Source organism: Nannocystis bainbridge, assembly GCF_028368995.1.
Taxonomy (GTDB): domain Bacteria; phylum Myxococcota_A; class Polyangia; order Nannocystales; family Nannocystaceae; genus Nannocystis; species Nannocystis bainbridge.
The window spans coordinates 3,836,345-3,853,395 of sequence record NZ_JAQNDL010000001.1; the positions used below are offsets into that span (position 1 = coordinate 3,836,345).

Consider the following 17,051-nt stretch of genomic DNA (forward strand, 5'->3'; position numbering starts at 1 on the left):
TCCCGAAGTTCACACCGATCCCGCGTGGCGGGTCAGCAGCGCCGCGACCCGATCGGGCTCGACGTTGCCGCCCGACAGCAAGATCCCGACCCGACGCCCGCGCAGCGCCCCCGACAGCGTCGCCGCCACCGCGGCCGCGCCCGACGGCTCGACCAGCACCTTGGCGTGCAGCAGCACCGCCACCAGCGCTCGCCCGAGCGCCTCGTCGTCGACCTCGAAGCTGCCGCGGACCACCCGGCGGGCGATCTCGAAGTTGTGCGCGCCGACGCGGACCGGCTTCAGCCCGTCGGCCAGGGTCGGCCCCGGCGGCACGCCCACGCGCTCGCCGGCGGCCAGGCTCCGGGCCAGCGCGTTGCAGGTCCCGGGCTCGGCGCCGTAGACCGCGATGTCGGCCGCCTCGGCGACCAGGCAGGCCCCGGCGATCAGGCCCCCGCCGCCGACCGGCGCCACGATCGCGTCGAGCTTCGACCCGTGGGCCGCGACCTCCTCGACCAGCTCGAGGGTCGCCGTGCCCTGGCCGGCGATGACGTCGGGGTCGTCGAACGGCTCGACGATCGCCCCGCCGGTCCGCGCCTGGACCGCGAGCGCCGCCGCGCGCCGCTCCTCCGAAGTCGTCCCGGCGAACACGATCTCGGCCCCGAGCGCGCGCACGCCCGCGACCTTGACCGCCGGCGCGTCGGTCGGCATGGCGATCGTCGCCGGCACCCCGAACTCGCGCGCTGCCAGGGCCACCGCCTGCGCGTGGTTGCCGGAGCTGTAGGTGATCACGCCGCGGTCGCGGGCCGCCGGGCTCAGGCGCCCGACCGCGTGCAACGCCCCGCGCGCCTTGAACGCCCCGACCCGCTGCAGGCACTCGGCCTTGAGCCACAGCTCGGCCCCGGCCAGCGCGTCGAGGGCCGGCGAGCGGAGCACCGGTGTCCTCACGACCTTCCCGGCGAGGCGCTCGGCCGCGGCGCGCACGTCATCGACGGACATCGTCACGCACGCCAGGCTACACCCGCGGCCGCGGCTTTGGTACGACTCTCCCGCTCGTGGCCTTCGGACCCGTCTTTCGCCCGCCGACCTGGGCGCTGTTCGCACTCGCCGCCCTCGCCGTCGTCGCGCTCAGCGCCTGGTCGATGGCCGCCTGCGGCCCGTGGGACCCGTGGGAGACCCATTACGGCGAGGTCGCGCGGCAGATCCTCGTCCGGAACGACCCGCTCGACCTGTGGTGGAAGCCCGGAGTCGGCCCCGACGGCAACGCCGAGAACACCTTCTGGTCCAAGCCTGCCCTGCCGTTCTGGCTGATGGCCGTCAGCATGAAGCTGCTCGGCATCGGCCTCGGCGCCGCCCCTGACGAGATGGTGCGCGCCCCCTGGCCCGAGCTGGCGATCCGCCTGCCGAGCATGATCACCGGCCTGGGCTGCGCCGCCTTCCTCGGCTGGGCCTGCGCCCGCTTGCTCGCCGCCGCCCGCCCCGCCGAACCCGGCCAGGCGGTGCGCGCCGGCTTCTACACCGCCCTCGCCCTCGTCACCATGCCGCAGTGGGCGATCGTCAGCCGCCAGGCGCTGACCGACATGTTCTTCGTCGCCCCGGTGACGCTCGCCATGGCCGCCTGGGCCCTCGCCTGGCTGCGCCCCGACCGTGCGCTGGGCCGCCGCGCCCTCGTCGATCTGCTCCCGCGTCGCCTCCGATTCGTGAACTCCGGCGTCGGTCCCAATGGTCATGTCTCTTCCGACATGTCCAAAAAGACAGACATTACCGCGCCCGCGGACCTGTCCGCTCGTACAGGCGCCGCTCTGACCGCAGCCGGCGACATGTCCCCGAAGCCAGGCGATCCCGCGCTCGCGCCCGCGACCCCGGACCTGTCCGCATCGTCAGCTTCGCCGGCCCACGCGACCGATCTCTCGCGCCGCGCCGGGACCGATCTCCCGCGCGCCGACTCCGCCAACTCGACGCCTGCGGCCACCGGCTGGCGCGCGCGCCTGCCCGCGATCGGCCGCCTGCAGCTGCCGTGGGACCGGGCCTACCTCGGCTTCCTCCTGCTCTTCCTGCTCGCGGTGGTCGCCCCGATCGTCGCCCTCGACCTCCACGTCAGCAGCGACCACACCGTCGCCCGCGTGTCGCGCTTCGTGAAGAAGCCCGGCGTCCCCAACTTCGCCACCCTGGTGAAGATCCACCTCGTCATGCTCGGCTACGCCGCCGTGGCCCTGCTGGTGCTGCTGCGGACCCTCCGCTGGCGCACGCGGGCCCAGGTGTGGATGGGCGTGCTCTACCTCGCCGCCGGCATCTCGCTGATCGGCAAGGGCATGATCGGCCCGGGCCTGGTCGGCCTGCTGGTGCTGCTGCACCTGATCGTCGGCGGCCGCCTCACCCTCGCCAACCTGTGGCGCTGCGGCCCGCTGACGGGCCTCCTGCTGTTCGCGCTGGCCTCGCTGCCGTGGCACCACGCGATGTGGATCTACCGCGGCGACCCGTGGCTCAACGAGCTGATCATCGTCAACAACCTGGCCCGCTTCGGCAGCGGCGAGCAGGACCAGGCCGTCGGCGGCTTCGCCTACTACCTGCGCACCCTCGGCATCGCCGCCCTGCCGTGGTCGGCCGCCCTGCCCGCCGCGCTGTGGGCCGCCGCCCGCCGGCTGCGCGGTGACGGTCCTTCGGGGCATGTCCCCGAGGACCTGTCGCAATCACCAGGTCCCGAAGGACATGTCGCCACGGACATGTCTCCCGCCCCGCGCGAGGCCACGGGCGAGCTGTGGCGCTTCGCCCTGCTGTGGTTCTTCGCCACCCTGGCGCTGCTGACCACCAGCGTCACCAAGTACTACCACTACCTGCTGCCGACCCTGCCGCCGCTGGCCCTGCTGCTGGGCCTGTGGCTGAGCGAGCCGGCCCCGGCCGCGCGGGACCGCAAGCTCGCCTGGGCCGCCGCGGGCCTCGGCGCCGCCCTGCTCGCGCTGGTCCTGCGCGACGCCATCGTCGAGCCGGCGTGGATCACCCACCTCACCACCTACCTCTACGACCACATGTGGCGCAACGGCGCGCCCGAGACCACGGGCCTGGTCGCCTGCGCCCTGCCGTTCGCCCTCGGCCTGGCGCTGTGGGCCGCGCGGCGCCAGCGGGCCGCGCTCGTCGCCATGCTGCTGGCCGGCTTCATCACCCTGCACTACACGCTCAACAGCTACCTGCCCGCGGTGTCGGAGCACTGGTCGCAGCGCTCGGCGCTCCGCCACTACTACGACCACCGCGGCCCCGACGACCCGCTGGCCAGCTGGTGGTTCTACTACCGCGGCGAGACCTTCTTTACGAAGGGCGCCGTGTGGGTGAAAAAAGAGGCCGACCGCGAGGCCCTGGCCGAGCTGATCGACGCCAACCGCGGCCACGGCCGCAACGTCTGGATCATCACCACCGGAGGCCACGGCGCCCGCGCCAAGAGCTCCCTGCCCGCCGACCTGCGCTCCCGCAGCGAGGTCGCCTACGACAACGCCCACTACACCCTGCTCAAGGTCCCCGTCCCCTAGGACCTGTCCCGTGGGTCAGGCGACCTCGTCCGCAATAGTCGCGTCCCCCGCGGGAACGCGGCGCCTACGAGCTCAAGGTCCCTGTCCCCAGGGCCTGCCCCTTCACGAGCCCTCGCATCCGAACGCGCCGTCCAGTGCGCGAGCAGGCCACCACTCTCTTCGGTCGAGCGAGACCGCGTGCACCCGCGGCATCGCCCGCGAACTCGCGTCCGCCCGCAAGCGCACGGCTCTATGCCCCAAAGGACATGACATCGCGGACATGCCCCAAAGGACATGACCTCACGGACATGTCCTCGCGGCCATCAGGCTCGCAGCGCCGGCCGCTCGCGCGCCGGGGGCAGGGCTGCCACCACGTCGCTCGCGCACGCCTCGAAGCACTTTTTGAAGGCCGTCTCCTGCGTCGGCTCGAGCTGCTTCGCCGCCGCGCGGCGGGACAGGCCCTTGCGGTGGGCGTCGAGGGCCAGCGCGTAGCTGGCCTCCGGCAGCGACAGGCCGGCCCGCATGTTCCGCAGGTCGATCCCGCAGCCGCCGCCGCAGCAGGCGTTCTCGAACATGTACGCGCCGTTGGCCACCCACACGCCGAGCCCGAGGGAGATCGCCGCCAGCTCGGCCGCGGCCTCGCCGTCGATCTGCGCCACCGCGGGGGACTGCGTCGGTTGTATCCACAAGCCGATCCGCCCCAGCTCGCGGGCCAGGTTGCCGAGCAGCAGCGACGGCGCCTTGAACACCTGCGGCATCACCACCAGCGCGAGTTCGGACCCGCGCACGAACGTGTGAAGCAGGTGCCCCGACGGATCGCCGAGCACCTTGAAGCCCGGCGGTACTGCCGCGTTGCCGGCCCCCGGCGGCGCCAGCGTGATGTCGACGTCGCCCTGGCCGATGTGCTCCTGCGCGGCGCAGACCAGCTCGAACAGCGCGTCGAGGTCGCGCGGCGGGGCGGCCTTCTTCAGCGGTGACTCGGACACCCACTGCTGCTTGCGCGCCGGTGGCCCCAGGTGGGCGACCACGTCGGCGAGGCTCTGCGCCAGCCACGTGCGAGTCTCGAGGTCGGGGATGAACTCCGGGGCCTTCGCGGCCCGCTCTCCGAACTGCAGCATGTTCCCCGCCAAGATAGCAGCAGCCGCGCGGCTCTGCAGGCGCGTGCGCGACGCCTCGCGGGCTTGCGGGTCTGCAAGGCAGGTATGACGCCCGTGTCCCGGTCAGCGTCGGCTCAGCATCGGTCGTCCTCGATCGGTCTCGATCGGTCACAGTCGGTCTCCGCGGGCGGCGTCGCGTCGAGCCCCGCGTCCCGTCGGCTGCACATGCTCGCGATCACCCGCGCGCTGTGCTTCGCACCCCTCGGTGCGCACCGCGCAGTTTTTTTCTTCTGCGTTTCGAGTAATGTCGATCCTCGGGTGATACTGGCCTCGCGTCTTCGTCGGCTCGTCGGTCCGCGCCTCCCAGCGCTGGTGAGTCTGTTCGTCGCCGCGATGTGGTTCACCCCGGCCCGCGCCGCCGACCGGCACGTCGTGCCCGACATCCGCGGCGAGTCGCAGCCCGAGCTGCGCGCCGGCGCCCGGCTCGTGCGCCTGCCGCTGACGATCCACGTCGCCACCGGGGCCGACAAGGTCGTGTTCGACCTGCGCCGCCTCAACCGCGCCGTCGGCCGCGCCAACGAGGCCCTGCGCGCCTCCGGCATCGAGGTCTACGTCGCCCGCGTCGAGCTCCTGCCCGAGGGCTTCGCCGAGATCCGCCACCGCCGCGACCGTCGGCGCCTCTCCAGCTTCGCCCCGCCCGACGGCACCGTGCACGTGTTCCTCGTCGGCAACCTCGAGCTCGGCGGCACGCTCCGCGCCGACCGCAGCGTCCGCGGCCTCCACTGGCGCTACCGCGGCCTGCTCGGCAAGATGCGCAACCGCGAGTACCTCATCGTCAGCAACGACGCCCCCGCCACCACCTTCGTCCACGAGCTCGGCCACCTGTTCGGCCTCGAGCACGACACCTCGACGCAGAACCTGATGTGCTCCTGCCGCCAGGGCCCGCGCCAGATCTTCACGCTCGACCAGGGCCGGCGCATGCGCAGCGGCGCCCTGGCCTTCGCCGCCCGCCAGCGCTGAGCCCCGAGCCGAGCGCCCGCGGCTCCGCGCCGCAGCGGAAAGCCCCGGCACGCCACGGACGCAGCGAGCCCTCGCGCTCGTAGCCTCGCTTCAACGCCACGGCACCGTCGAGCACATCCTGCCGGTCATGTCCTTGAGGACATTCCCCTCAGAGCATGTTCCTATGAACATGCTCCTTCGCACATATCCCGAGAGACACCCTACTCGTCGTCGTCTTCGACGACCTCGCCCACTTCTTCGAGCGCGGCCGCGGCGTCGGCCGTGATCCGCTTCGGCGGCGGCGCCACGACCGGCTGCAGGCGCGCGCGCGGGGGCGGCGGCGCGGCGATGGCCGCCCACTCGCCGCCGAGCGGCTGCAGCAGCGCCGCCAGCCCCTCGATGCCCGCGCGCACCAGCTCCGGGTCGCCGCCGGCCAGCACCGCCCGCGCGTCGCGCAGGCCGCCCTCCACCGTCGCGCGCACCTCGGGCGCCAGCTTCTCCTGCTCGGCGACGATCCGCTCGCAGCGCTGGACCATCCCCTCGAGCCGCGCCCGTCGCTCGTGCGCCTCGCGCTCGAGCCGGCCCGCCGCCTCGCGCTCGCGCGCCGCCTCGACCATCGCGCTCAGCTGCTCCTCCGCCAGCCCGCCGCGCTCGCGCACATGCAGCCGCGCCTCCTTGCCGCGCAGCAGCTCGCGCACCGACAGCTCGAGCACCTGATTGTCGTCGATCCGCAGCTTGACCTCGACCTCCGGCCGACCGGTCACCACGAAGCTGGCGAGCAGGTCATCCTCCTCGGCCCCGCGGTCGCCCTGGAACAGCCGCGCCTCGGCCGAGGCTCGCCCGTCGCCCGGCGTATTCAGGGTCACCGCCGTCTCGGCCGGCACCGCCGCGCGCGCCGTCAGCAGCGTCTGCACCTCGCCGCCCGACAGCCGCACGACCAGCGGCTGCACCAGCGCCTCGTGCACCCGCACCTCCGGGTGCCGCGACGCCATCAGCCCGGCGAGGATCGCCGCCCCGCGCGCGACCGTGTCGATCGTATCGAGCTTGCTCGACGGGATCTTTTTAAAGATGGCCTCGATCTTCTCGTGCAGCGCCGGCACCCGGCTGGTCCCGCCGAGCAGCATGACCTCGCCGACGCGCCCCTCCGCCACCCCTGACTCCTCGAACACGCGGCCCACCAGCCCGGCGATCCGCTGGACCACGTCGCCGGCCAGCTTCTCGAGCCGCGCCTGCGTCAGCTTGGCCGCCAGGTGCTTCGGGCCCGCCTCGTCGGCGCTGAGGAACGGCAGGTGGACCTCGACGTCCTTGCGCTCCGACAGCGCGATCTTGGCCTTCTCCGCCGCGTCGCGGACCCGCGAGCGCACCAGCTCCGCGTCGCCGCCCTCCTCGCCGCGCTCGCTCAGCAGCCACTCGACCAGCCGCCCGTCGATGTCCTCGCCGCCGAGCGCCAGCCCGCGCTGAGCCAGCACCGAGACCTCGCGCTCCTTGATCTCCACCACCGCGCAGCTGGCCCCGCCCGCGCCGACGTCGACGAGCACGATCACCTCGTCCTCGACGCCTGTCCTTTCGGCCTGGTACAGCAGCGCCGCCGCCGTCGTCGCGTGCACCAGCCGCCGCACCTCGAGCCCGCCGAGCCGGCACGCGTGCAGCAGCGCCCGCCGCTGCGCGTCGCCGAAGTGGACCGGCACCGTCACGACCGCGTGCAGCACCGGCTCGCCGAGCTGCTCCTCGGCGATCGCCCGCACCTCGGCGACCTGCGCGGCCACCAGCGCCTGCGGCAAGATCGCGTGCTCGCCCAGCTTGACCGACGCCTCGCCGTGCTCGGCCCGCACCAGCGTCTGCGGCTGCCACACCCCCGGCGTCACCGCCTCGAACCGGCGCCCGAGCAGCCGGAGCACGTAGAGCTGGCTGCCGTCGGGCCGCAGCAGCGCCATCCGCCGCGCCCGGTCGCCGACCACCACCGCGCCCTCGCCGTCGATCGCCACCGCCGCCGGCAGCACCATCACGCCCTTGCCCTGCAGCAGCGCCGAGGCCCGACCGTGCTCGAAGATCCCCACCGTGCAGCGCGTCGTCCCCAGATCGATCCCGATCGCCGTGCTCATGCGCGGCGCACTCTTGCAACCCCCGCCAGCGCTGTCAACACCCGCACGACATGTCCCAAGGGACATGTCCAGAAGTCGCGACCTCGGAGGACGAGGTCCGCCGCGGAGCGAGCGGCGCTCGCTCCGCGGTCCATCACCTGCGACCGAGCGACGGCGACTCGCGGCCCGCGACCCACATCACGCGACGCGAGCGCTGCCTCGTCGGCGGGACGAGGCGGCCGATGACCTCGCGCGGATCGAGCCGCGCTGGCCTCAGTCCGCGTGACCGAGGCGTTGCGCCAGCGCGTCGATGATCGACTCTGCCGCGGTCGTCAGCACCGTGCCCGGGCCGAACACCGCGGCCACGCCCATCGCCTCGAGCGTGGCCACGTCGCGCGGCGGAATCACCCCGCCGACCACCACCATCATGTCGTCGCGGCCGAGCTGCTCCAGCGCCGCGCGCAGCTCCGGCACCAGCGTCAGGTGGCCGGCCGCCAGCGACGACACCCCGACCACGTGCACGTCGTTCTCGACCGCCTGCATCGCCGTCTCGGCCGGCGTCTGGAACAGCGGGCCGATGTCGACATCGAAGCCCATGTCGGCGAACGCCGTGGCGATCACCTTGGCCCCGCGGTCATGGCCGTCCTGGCCCATCTTCGCCACCAGCAGGCGCGGCCGGCGGCCCTCCGCCGCGGCGAACGCCGCGGCCCTCGCCTGCACGCGCGCGACGCTGCGGTCGTCGTCCACCGCCGCACTATAGACCCCGCGGATCGTCCGCGTCACCGCCTGATGGCGGCCCCACACCTGCTCGAGCGCCGCGCTCACCTCGCCGACCGTCGCCTTGGCCCGCACCGCGTCGATCGCCAGCGCCAGCAGGTTGCCCTGGCCGTCGCTCGCGCTGCGGCCCAGAGCCGCGAGCGCCGCCTGCGTCGCCGCCTCGTCGCGCCCGCGCTTCAGCTCCTCGAGCCGCGCCAGCTGGGCCGCGCGCACCGCCGAGTTGTCGACCACCAGCACCTCGAGCGGCTCCTCTTGCTCGAGTCGCTGACGGTTGACCCCGATCACCGCCTGCGACCCGCTGTCGATGCGCCCCTGCGTCCGCGCCGCCGCCTCCTCGATGCGCAGCTTCGGCAGGCCCTGCACGATCGCCTGCGCCATTCCGCCGAGCGACTCGACCTCCTCGATCAGCGACCATGCGCTGCGCGCCAGCTCGTGCGTCAGCGACTCGATGTAGTAACTGCCGCCGAGCGCGTCGATCGTGCGGCACACCCCCGCCTCTTCTTGCAGGAAGATCTGGGTGTTGCGGGCGATCCGCGCCGAGAAGTCGGTCGGCAGCGCCAGCGCCTCGTCGAAGCTGTTGGTGTGCAGCGACTGCGTCCCGCCGAGCACCGCCGCCAGCGCCTCGACGCACGTGCGCGCCACGTTGTTGTAGGGGTCCTGGGCCGCCAGGCTCCACCCCGAAGTCTGGCAGTGCGTGCGCAGGGCCAGGCTCTTGTCGCTCTTGGCCCCGAAGCCGCGCACGATCTTGGCCCACAGCAGCCGCGCCGCCCGCAGCTTGGCCACCTCCATCGCCAGGTTCATGCCGATGCCGAAGAAGAACGACAGCCGCGGCGCGAACGCGTCGACATCGAGCCCCGCGCGGACCCCCGTGCGCACGTACTCGAGCCCGTCGGCCAGCGTGTACGCCAGCTCGAGGTCCGCCGTCGCCCCCGCCTCCTGCATGTGATAGCCGGAGATGCTGATGCTGTTGAAGCGCGGCATGTGCTTCGCCGTGTAGGCGAAGATATCCGCCACGATCCGCATCGACGGCTCGGGCGGATAGATGTACGTGTTGCGGACCATGAACTCTTTTAAAATGTCGTTCTGGATGGTCCCGCTGAGCTGCTCCGGGCGCACTCCTTGCTCCTCGGCCGCGACCACGTAGAGCGCGAGGATCGGCAGCACCGCCCCGTTCATCGTCATCGACACCGACATCTGGTCGAGCGGGATGCCGGCGAACAGCACCCGCATGTCGAGGATCGAGTCGATCGCCACCCCCGCCATGCCGACGTCGCCGAGCACGCGCGGGTGGTCGGAGTCGTAGCCGCGGTGGGTCGCCAGGTCGAACGCGATCGACAGGCCCTTCTGCCCGGCCGCCAGGTTGCGCCGATAGAACGCGTTGCTCTCCTCCGCGGTCGAGAACCCGGCGTACTGGCGGATCGTCCACGGCCGCTGGGTGTACATCGTCGCGTACGGCCCGCGCGTGAACGGCGGCAGGCCCGGCAGCGTGCGCAGGCAGGCCGGCTCGATCGCCTGCAGCGCCTCGGGCCCGTACACCGGCGGCACCGCGATGCCCTCCGGCGTCGCCCACGCCTGTCCTTCGGGACCTGTCGGAAGAGACACTTGAGGCAGATCGTCGTAGGCGAGCTGCGCGAGGTCGGGGAACGGCCGTGTCGTCGTCACGCGAGCACCTCCAGGCGCTCTTGCACCGCGCCGAGCGCCGCCAGGGCGTCGGCCCCCGCGGCGATGAAGACATCGACGCCCGCGGCCGCGAGCGCCTCCCATGAATCCTTGGGCCGGCCGGCCAGCACGATCACGTGCGCGCCCGCGGCCCGCAGCCCCGGCACCAGCTCGGGCACCGCCGCCGCGTAGCGAGCGTCGGTCCCGCAGATCACCGCGACCCGGGCCCCGCTGTTGGCGAACCGCGCCGCCGCCACCTGCAGCTCCTCCGTCGCCTCGACCTCGACCACCTCGAAGCCGCCGACCGGGAAGTACGCCCGCGCGTACTCGACCCGCGGCCGCACCTCACTCGCCGTGCCGAGCGGCACCAGAGCGACCCTCGGCTCGCCGAGCGCCGCCCCGCGGGCCCGCAGCGCCTCGAACGGCCCCGCCAGCCGCCCGCGCGCCAGCGGCGTCGCCCGCGGCCCCGGCCCCGGCCGCCGGAACCCGCCGAGCCCGCGCGCGCCCGTGAACGCAGCTTGCACTTCGGACATGCTCTTAAAAGCATGTCCTTCGGACCATGTCGCTTGCGACAGGACCTCTCGGACAGCCGCCCCGCCCGCCGTCGCGCCCGAAGAATCACTCGCGGCCGGCACCTTCGCCCCCAGCGGCGGCCCCATCGGCCGCGTCGCATAGCGGCTCGCGCCGACGATCGGCAGCCGCAGCGTCGCCGCCGCCTGCGCTTGCGCCTGCGCCTGCGCGGCCACCCGCCCCTGCGCCGCGCCCGCGCGCAGCGAAGCCAGCAGCCCGCCCTCGCGCTCGATCGCCTGCAGCCGGGTCCAGGCCGCCCGCGCCAGCGCATCGGTCGCGCGCTCAATCGTGTGGCTGCCGCCGGCCGGATCGGTCACCGCCCCCAGGTGCGACTCGTCGCGCAGCAGCAGCTGCGTGTTGCGAGCCAGCCGGCGGCCCAGCGTCGACGGCTCGCCGAGCCCCTCGTCGAGGCTCGGCAGCGCGATCGAGTCGGCCCCGGCCAGCGCCGCCGTCACCCCCTCCGTCGTCGCGCGGATCAGGTTCACCCACGGGTCGAGGTTGCTCAGCTCGCGCCGCGACGCCCGCGCGTGCAGCCGCATCACCTGGCCTTCGGGACCGACCCCACAGGCGGCCGCCACCCGGGCCCACAGGCTCCGCGCCGCCCGCAGCTTGGCCAGCTCGAGCGCCAGGTCGCGCCCGACCGCCAGCACGAACACCAGCGCCCCTGCGGCCGCGTCGACTGTCACGCCCGCGGCCTGCAGCCCGCGCAGGTGCTCCAGCGCGGCCGCCAGCGCCCCCGCGACCTCGTCGGCCGCGCTCGCCCCGGCCTCGTGCCACGGCGTCGCGTCGACCAGCGCCGTGCGCAGCCCCGGCGCGTGGGCCCGCGCCCAGCCTGTCAGTTCGGCCATGTCCTCATAGACATGCTCGATCGGCCAGCCGAGCTCCCCCGTCGCCAGCAGCAGCGCCAGCGGGTCGCCGGCGACCGCCCCACGCAGCTGCCCGGGCGCGACTCCGCGCCGCTGGGCCTCGGCCACCAGCGCCGCCGCGACCGGCAGCGCCCGCGCCCCTGCGTCGATCACCACCTCGGCCTGCGCCAGATCGATCCCCGCCACCAGCGCCGCGACGTCGGCCGCGCCCGCGACCACCACCCCGGTGCCTCGCCCGTGCCCGTCATGCGCGCCGCCCGTCAGCCCCGCCGCGATCGCCTCGTCGAGCACGAACCACGCCGCCTCTGTCCCATGAGACAGATCTTCCGCCGCCGCCGCGCCCGCGATCTTCGCCGCGGCTTGCCGGTACTCCTGGGCGATCGCCCACCCGCGCCTGCCGCGGGCCAGCAGCGGCGCGCGCGGCACCGCGGCGCCCGCGTCCTCGGCCGTCACCAGCGGCGTCAGCTCGAGCCCCTCCGCGGTGCGCGTCACGAGCTTTTGGGTGGATGCGCCCCCCAGCTCGCGCGTCGCCAGCTCGCGCCAGGCGTCGATGGTGACCGGTGGGAATCCGCAGAGGCTGTCGCGCGTCGCGTCGTCGTCCGCCACGCGCCAGATGATACGCCGCGCCCCAGCGACCAGGCTATAGTGCGCCTCGCCCCGAGCCCGCGATGAACCAGCCGCTGCCCGTGACCTCGCCCTCGTCGCCGCCCCCGTTCCGCCCGTCGCGCAACCCCATCGTCCGCCTGGTCCTGTGGTTCACCGAACCATCGATGATCAAGGGCATGGCGGTGGGCGTCGTGCTGGCGCTGCTCGGCGGCGTCGCGCTCAAGCTCGACGCCGCCTGGTACATCGCCAGCGGCCTGATGCTCGTGCTGGCCGCGCTGGTGTTCGGCGCCGTCGTCGGCCACTACATGTTCGAGGCGCGCCGCAAGCGCTTGCAGCGGCACGGGCTCGACATGCTGCGCCAGGCCGGCAGCGAGCTGCCCGGCCTCGGCGACGAGCTCGCCGTCGTGGTCCTGCAGCGCGACATGAGCCACCTCCCGAGCGTCTGGGAGCGCCTCCGTCGCCTGCGCCCCGCCGTCGAGGAGGTCGCCGGCCTCGGCTTCGCCGCCTTCTTCCGCATGGCCGCGCTGTCGGCCCTGTTCGCGGTCCTCGGCAGCGCGATCAGCTTCGCCGTGTTCCTCACCTCGTTCATGCAGGTCGAGCGCATGACCGAGCAGAACGAGCTCATCCGGGTCCAGACCGACCTCACGATCAAGCAGCTCGCGTTCGAGGAGAAGCGCCAGGCCGTCGAGATCGCCCTCAGCATCGCCGACCGGCGCCAGACCACCGCCCGCGAGGTGTTCGCCGCGATCGCCAGCGACCCCGGCAAGGGCGGCGGCGAGCGCAAGGAGCTGACCCAAGGGACACGTCTCCTCATCACCGCCACCGTCTCGCAGCTGCAGCCGTACAAGGGCGTCGACCCGGTCGACAACGCCGTCACCGAGGACATCAAGAGCCCCGAGCAGGAGCAGGTCCTGCGCTACCTCTCGGCCGTCAACGTCGATGTCAGCGAGATCGACCTGTCTCGCGCCTTCCTCAACCACGTCGACCTGCACAGCACCGAGCTGCCGCAGCTCCAGCTCCCGGGCGTCAGCATCCGCCAGGCCGCGCTCTACGACGCCAAGTTCCCGGCCGCCAACCTGGCCCTCGCCGACCTGTCGATCTCCCAGCTCGCGCGCACCGACCTGTCCGGCGCCAACCTCACCGACGCCAAGCTGGTCGACGCCATCCTCGTCGACGCCGTGCTCACCGACGCCAACCTCGTGCGCGCCGACCTCACCCGCGCCAGCCTGCGCAAGACTGTGCTCACCAAGGCCCAGCTCGGCAGCGCCATCCTGCACGGCGTCGACTTCACGCAGTGCGACCTCGCCACCACCGACCTCACCGACGCCGACCTGGCGCTTGCCGACCTCAGCGCCCTCGACCGCACCCCACTGGTCCCCAAGACCCGCGCCGCCGGCTCGTGGTGGCTGGCCGTCTACAGCGACGACTACGCCGCCAAGCTCGGCGTCAGCCCGGCCCAGAACGCCAAGAACCGCGAAGCCATGACCCGCATGCGCGCCGCCCCGACGATCGACGAGGCGCGAGCGATCGTCGCCGAGGCCAAGGCCGCCGCCCCGAGCGCACCAGGGTGACATGGCGTAATGGGCATGTCTGTTCGCACATGTCCCTTCGACCCGGCGCTCAGCAGCATCCATCACCCGGAGCCCGCAAACGTTTCGCGGCGTCCATCCCGCGCTCGTCTCGCGGCTGCGCGTGGCTGCGTCTCCCACCTCGAGCAGACGGAGATCCCAGCGGCGCGCTCCCTCGCTTCGCTCTCGCGCGGAGCTCCCGCTCGCTCGCTTCGCCCTCGCGCGCTCCCTCGCGCCCTCGCTCGTCCGCGCGGCGCTCGCCGTGTCGACCGCCGCGCCGCGCCGCGCGTCCGGTTCAGCGCTCGTGGCGCCCACGGCGTCGCGCTCGCGTCTTCACCCGGGTTGACGGCCCCTGCGGCCCGGTGATAAGCGAGCACTTAATCAACGACGAGGCGTCATGGCGTACCTCCTTCACAGCCCGCTCTGCCTGCTCATCGCGCAACTCGTCGTCATCATCATCACGGCGCGCCTCCTCGGCCTCGCGGCGCGGAAGATCCACCAGCCGCTGGTGATCGCCGAGGTCGTCGCCGGCATCCTGCTCGGGCCCTCGCTGCTCGGCGCGGTCGCGCCCGACGTCAAGGCCGCGCTGTTCCCCACGGCCTCGCTCGGCATCCTCGGCATGCTCAGCCAGGTCGGCCTGCTGCTCTTCATGTTCCTGGTCGGCCTCGAGATGGACCTCGGCCTGCTGCGCGGGCGCGGCCGCGCCTCGGTGCTCATCAGCCACACCAGCATCGTCGCCCCGTTCGCGCTCGGCACCGTGCTGGCGCTCTACATCTACCCGACGCTCATGCCCGAGGGCGTCGCGTTCTCGTCGTTCACCCTGTTCATGGGCGTGGCGATGAGCATCACCGCCTTCCCGGTGCTGGCGCGCATCCTCACCGAACGCCGCCTGCTCCGCACCAAGGTCGGCGCCGTCACCATCACCTGCGCCGCCGTCGACGACGTGACCGCGTGGTGCATCCTCGCCTTCGTCGTCTCGATCGTCCGGGCCACCGCGCTGACCGAGGCCGTCGTCACCACCGTCCTCGCCGTCGCCTACACCGTCGGCATGCTGACGGTCGTGCGGCCGTTCCTGGCCCGCCTGGCCGCGCGCGGCACCGGCCGCGAGGGCCTGACGCAGAACGTCGTCGCCTTCACCTTCGTGCTGCTGTTCCTGTCGGCCTGGGCGACCGAGCTGATCGGCATCCACGCGCTGTTCGGCGCCTTTTTGATGGGCGCGATCATCCCGCGCGAGGGCGGCTTCGCCCGCGTGCTGGCGGAGAAGCTCGAGGACATCGTCGTCATCGTCCTGCTGCCGACCTTCTTCGCGCTCAGCGGCCTGCGCACCCACATCGGCCTGCTCAACACGCCCGAGGCGTGGGTCCAGTGCCTGCTCATCATCGTCGTCGCCTGCCTCGGCAAGTTCGGCGGCAGCTACGTGGCCGCCCGCTGGACCGGCCTCGGCTGGCGCGAGTCGACGGCGCTCGGCATCCTGATGAACACCCGCGGGTTGATGGAGCTGATCGTCCTCAACATCGGCCTCGACCTCGGGGTGATCTCTCCGACGCTGTTCACGATGATGGTCATCATGGCGCTGGTCACGACCTTCATGACGACGCCGATCTTGCAGCTGGTGTACCCGCCGGAGCTGCTGGCCCAGGAGCTGGTCGAGCCGCCGCCGACCGACATGCGCGCGACCTTGCCCGAGGGCTTCAGCGTCCTGATGTGCGTCGCCTTCGACCGCTCCGGCCCCGGCATGGCCCAGATCGCCGGCGCCCTGGTCGGCAAGCAGAACCCCGCCGATCGCCTCTACGGCTTGCAGCTGCACCGACCGGCCGAGCGCACCTCGACCCTGGTCGAGGGCGGCGACGACCTCGAGAGCCCCAGCGCGCTCGACCCGCTGCTCGCGCGCGGCCGCGACCACGGGCTCAACGTGCGGCCGATGTCGTTCGTCTCCGGCGAGCCGGCGCACGACATCTGCAGCGTCGCCGAGGTCAAGGACGTCGACCTGATCCTGCTCGGCTGGCACAAGACCCTGTTCGGTCAGGCCCTGCTCGGCGGCATGGTGCACGACGTCATGAAGGACGCGCCGGCCGACGTCGCCGTGCTCGTCAGCCGCGACCTCGGGGCGGTGCGCCGGGTCCTGGTCCCGTTCTGCGGCTCGCTGCACGACGAGGTCGCGGTCCGCCTGGCGCGGCGCATGGCCTTCGCCATCGGCGCCGAGATCACGATCCTCCGCATCCGCGTGCGCGACGCCAACGCCCCGCGCGTCGACGCCTTCCTCGCCGACATGGCCGCCGACCGCGTCACCGTGGTCGAGGCCGACGACGACGGCAACAGCGCGGTCGACCTGGTGGTCAAGGCCGCCGCGGGCCAGGACCTCGTCATTCTCGGCGCCACCCCGCTGTCGGCCGACGAGATCATGACGCGCTGCCCGACCTCGTTCCTGGTCGTGCATCACCGCGAGCGGCCCCAGACCGCCGCGCGGCGCCCCCGGCCGCTCACCGAACCGCAGGCCGGGGCCGTCGCGAACGGCTAGGCATCACCCCGCGAGCCACCCATGCACTTCGGCGCCACCCTCCGCCTCCTCCGCGTCGACGCCGGCGTCAGCCTCCGCGCCCTCGCGCAGAAGATCGGCGTCTCGAGCGCGTACCTCAGCCGGGTCGAGAACGGCCACGATCAGGCCCCCACGCCCGATCGCCTGCTGGCCATCGCCCGCGAGCTCGAGCTCCCGCCGACCCTCCTCATCGACCTGGCCCAGCGCGTCTCGCCGTTCGTCGCTCGCTACCTCGAGGATGTGCCCGCGGCCAACTCGCTGTTCCTCGAGATCGCGCGGCGCAAGCTCAACGCGGCCCAGCTCGCGCGCGTGCACGCCTTCCTCGAGGCCGAGTTCCCGGCCCGCAGCGTCGCTCGCTCGACCACCCCGCGCCTGCATCAGCTGCTCGCGCCGGAGCGGGTGATCCTCAAGCTGTCGTGCAGCTACCTCGGCGACGCCATCGACGTCGCCGCCGTGCGCCTCGCCGGCGCCGCCCCCGGCCTCAACGCCGCCGTCATCGCCGGCGAGATCCGCGAACGCGAGCGCGAATCGCCGACCGGCATCGGTCACGGCGTCGCCGTCCCTCACGCCCTCACCCCGGACATCCAGCCCGTCGCCGCGCTCGTCACCCTCGCCCGGCCGCTGCAGGTCGCCACGCCCGACGACATCCCGCTGCAGATGCTCCTCGTGATCCTCGGCGGCGGCAAAGCGCCGCTCGAGCTGCTGGCCCGCGCCGCCCGCCTCGCCACCCCCGAGACCGTCGCCGAGCTGTGCCAGGCGAGCTCGCCCGAGGCCGCGCTGGGGCGCGTGCGCAGCGTCGAGAGCGAGTTCGACTGA

10 protein-coding genes are annotated in these 17,051 nt (G+C 73.2%); 5 read left to right on the forward strand and 5 right to left on the reverse strand.

Annotated elements, in window-relative coordinates:
• Positions 1 to 9 precede the first annotated feature (9 nt).
• Positions 10 to 975, reverse strand: a complete 966-nt coding sequence (locus POL25_RS14975) for a threonine ammonia-lyase (RefSeq protein ID WP_272087256.1) — start codon at positions 973 to 975, stop codon at positions 10 to 12.
• A 56-nt stretch (positions 976 to 1,031) separates the two neighbouring features.
• On the opposite strand from POL25_RS14975, the gene POL25_RS14980 reads away from it, so the two are divergent.
• Positions 1,032 to 3,497, forward strand: coding sequence for a glycosyltransferase family protein (locus tag POL25_RS14980; protein WP_272086688.1), 2,466 nt, complete (start codon positions 1,032 to 1,034; stop codon positions 3,495 to 3,497).
• 302 nt (positions 3,498 to 3,799) lie between these two features.
• On the opposite strand, the gene POL25_RS14985 is transcribed toward POL25_RS14980, so the two are convergent.
• On the reverse strand, positions 3,800 to 4,594 hold the full coding sequence (locus tag POL25_RS14985) for a hypothetical protein (RefSeq protein WP_272086689.1): 795 nt from the start codon (positions 4,592 to 4,594) through the stop codon (positions 3,800 to 3,802).
• Positions 4,595 to 4,945: 351 nt separating this feature from the next.
• Between POL25_RS14985 and POL25_RS14990 the strand changes: the two genes are divergently transcribed.
• Positions 4,946 to 5,593 carry a M12 family metallo-peptidase gene (locus tag POL25_RS14990; protein WP_272086690.1) on the forward strand — a complete coding sequence of 216 codons (648 nt, stop codon included), beginning with the start codon at positions 4,946 to 4,948 and terminating at the stop codon, positions 5,591 to 5,593.
• A 200-nt stretch (positions 5,594 to 5,793) separates the two neighbouring features.
• Here the strand turns inward: POL25_RS14990 and POL25_RS14995 are convergent, their stop codons facing one another.
• From POL25_RS14995 to POL25_RS15005, 3 genes are all read right to left on the reverse strand, one after another.
• Positions 5,794 to 7,674: an Hsp70 family protein gene (locus POL25_RS14995; protein ID WP_272086691.1), complete on the reverse strand. Its 1,881-nt coding sequence runs from the start codon at positions 7,672 to 7,674 to the stop codon at positions 5,794 to 5,796.
• A gap of 252 nt (positions 7,675 to 7,926) precedes the next feature.
• Positions 7,927 to 10,032, reverse strand: a complete 2,106-nt coding sequence (gene scpA / locus POL25_RS15000; protein ID WP_272087257.1) for a methylmalonyl-CoA mutase — start codon at positions 10,030 to 10,032, stop codon at positions 7,927 to 7,929.
• A gap of 56 nt (positions 10,033 to 10,088) precedes the next feature.
• Positions 10,089 to 12,131, reverse strand: coding sequence for a methylmalonyl-CoA mutase family protein (locus POL25_RS15005; protein ID WP_272086692.1), 2,043 nt, complete (start codon positions 12,129 to 12,131; stop codon positions 10,089 to 10,091).
• A 62-nt stretch (positions 12,132 to 12,193) separates the two neighbouring features.
• Between POL25_RS15005 and POL25_RS15010 the strand changes: the two genes are divergently transcribed.
• The 3 genes from POL25_RS15010 to POL25_RS15020 all read left to right on the forward strand — a co-directional run bounded on the left by POL25_RS15010 (position 12,194) and on the right by POL25_RS15020 (position 17,051).
• Positions 12,194 to 13,702 carry a pentapeptide repeat-containing protein gene (locus POL25_RS15010; RefSeq protein WP_272086693.1) on the forward strand — a complete coding sequence of 503 codons (1,509 nt, stop codon included), beginning with the start codon at positions 12,194 to 12,196 and terminating at the stop codon, positions 13,700 to 13,702.
• 394 nt (positions 13,703 to 14,096) lie between these two features.
• Positions 14,097 to 16,217, forward strand: a complete 2,121-nt coding sequence (locus POL25_RS15015; protein ID WP_272086694.1) for a cation:proton antiporter domain-containing protein — start codon at positions 14,097 to 14,099, stop codon at positions 16,215 to 16,217.
• A gap of 21 nt (positions 16,218 to 16,238) precedes the next feature.
• Positions 16,239 to 17,051, forward strand: a complete 813-nt coding sequence (locus POL25_RS15020; protein ID WP_272086695.1) for a helix-turn-helix domain-containing protein — start codon at positions 16,239 to 16,241, stop codon at positions 17,049 to 17,051.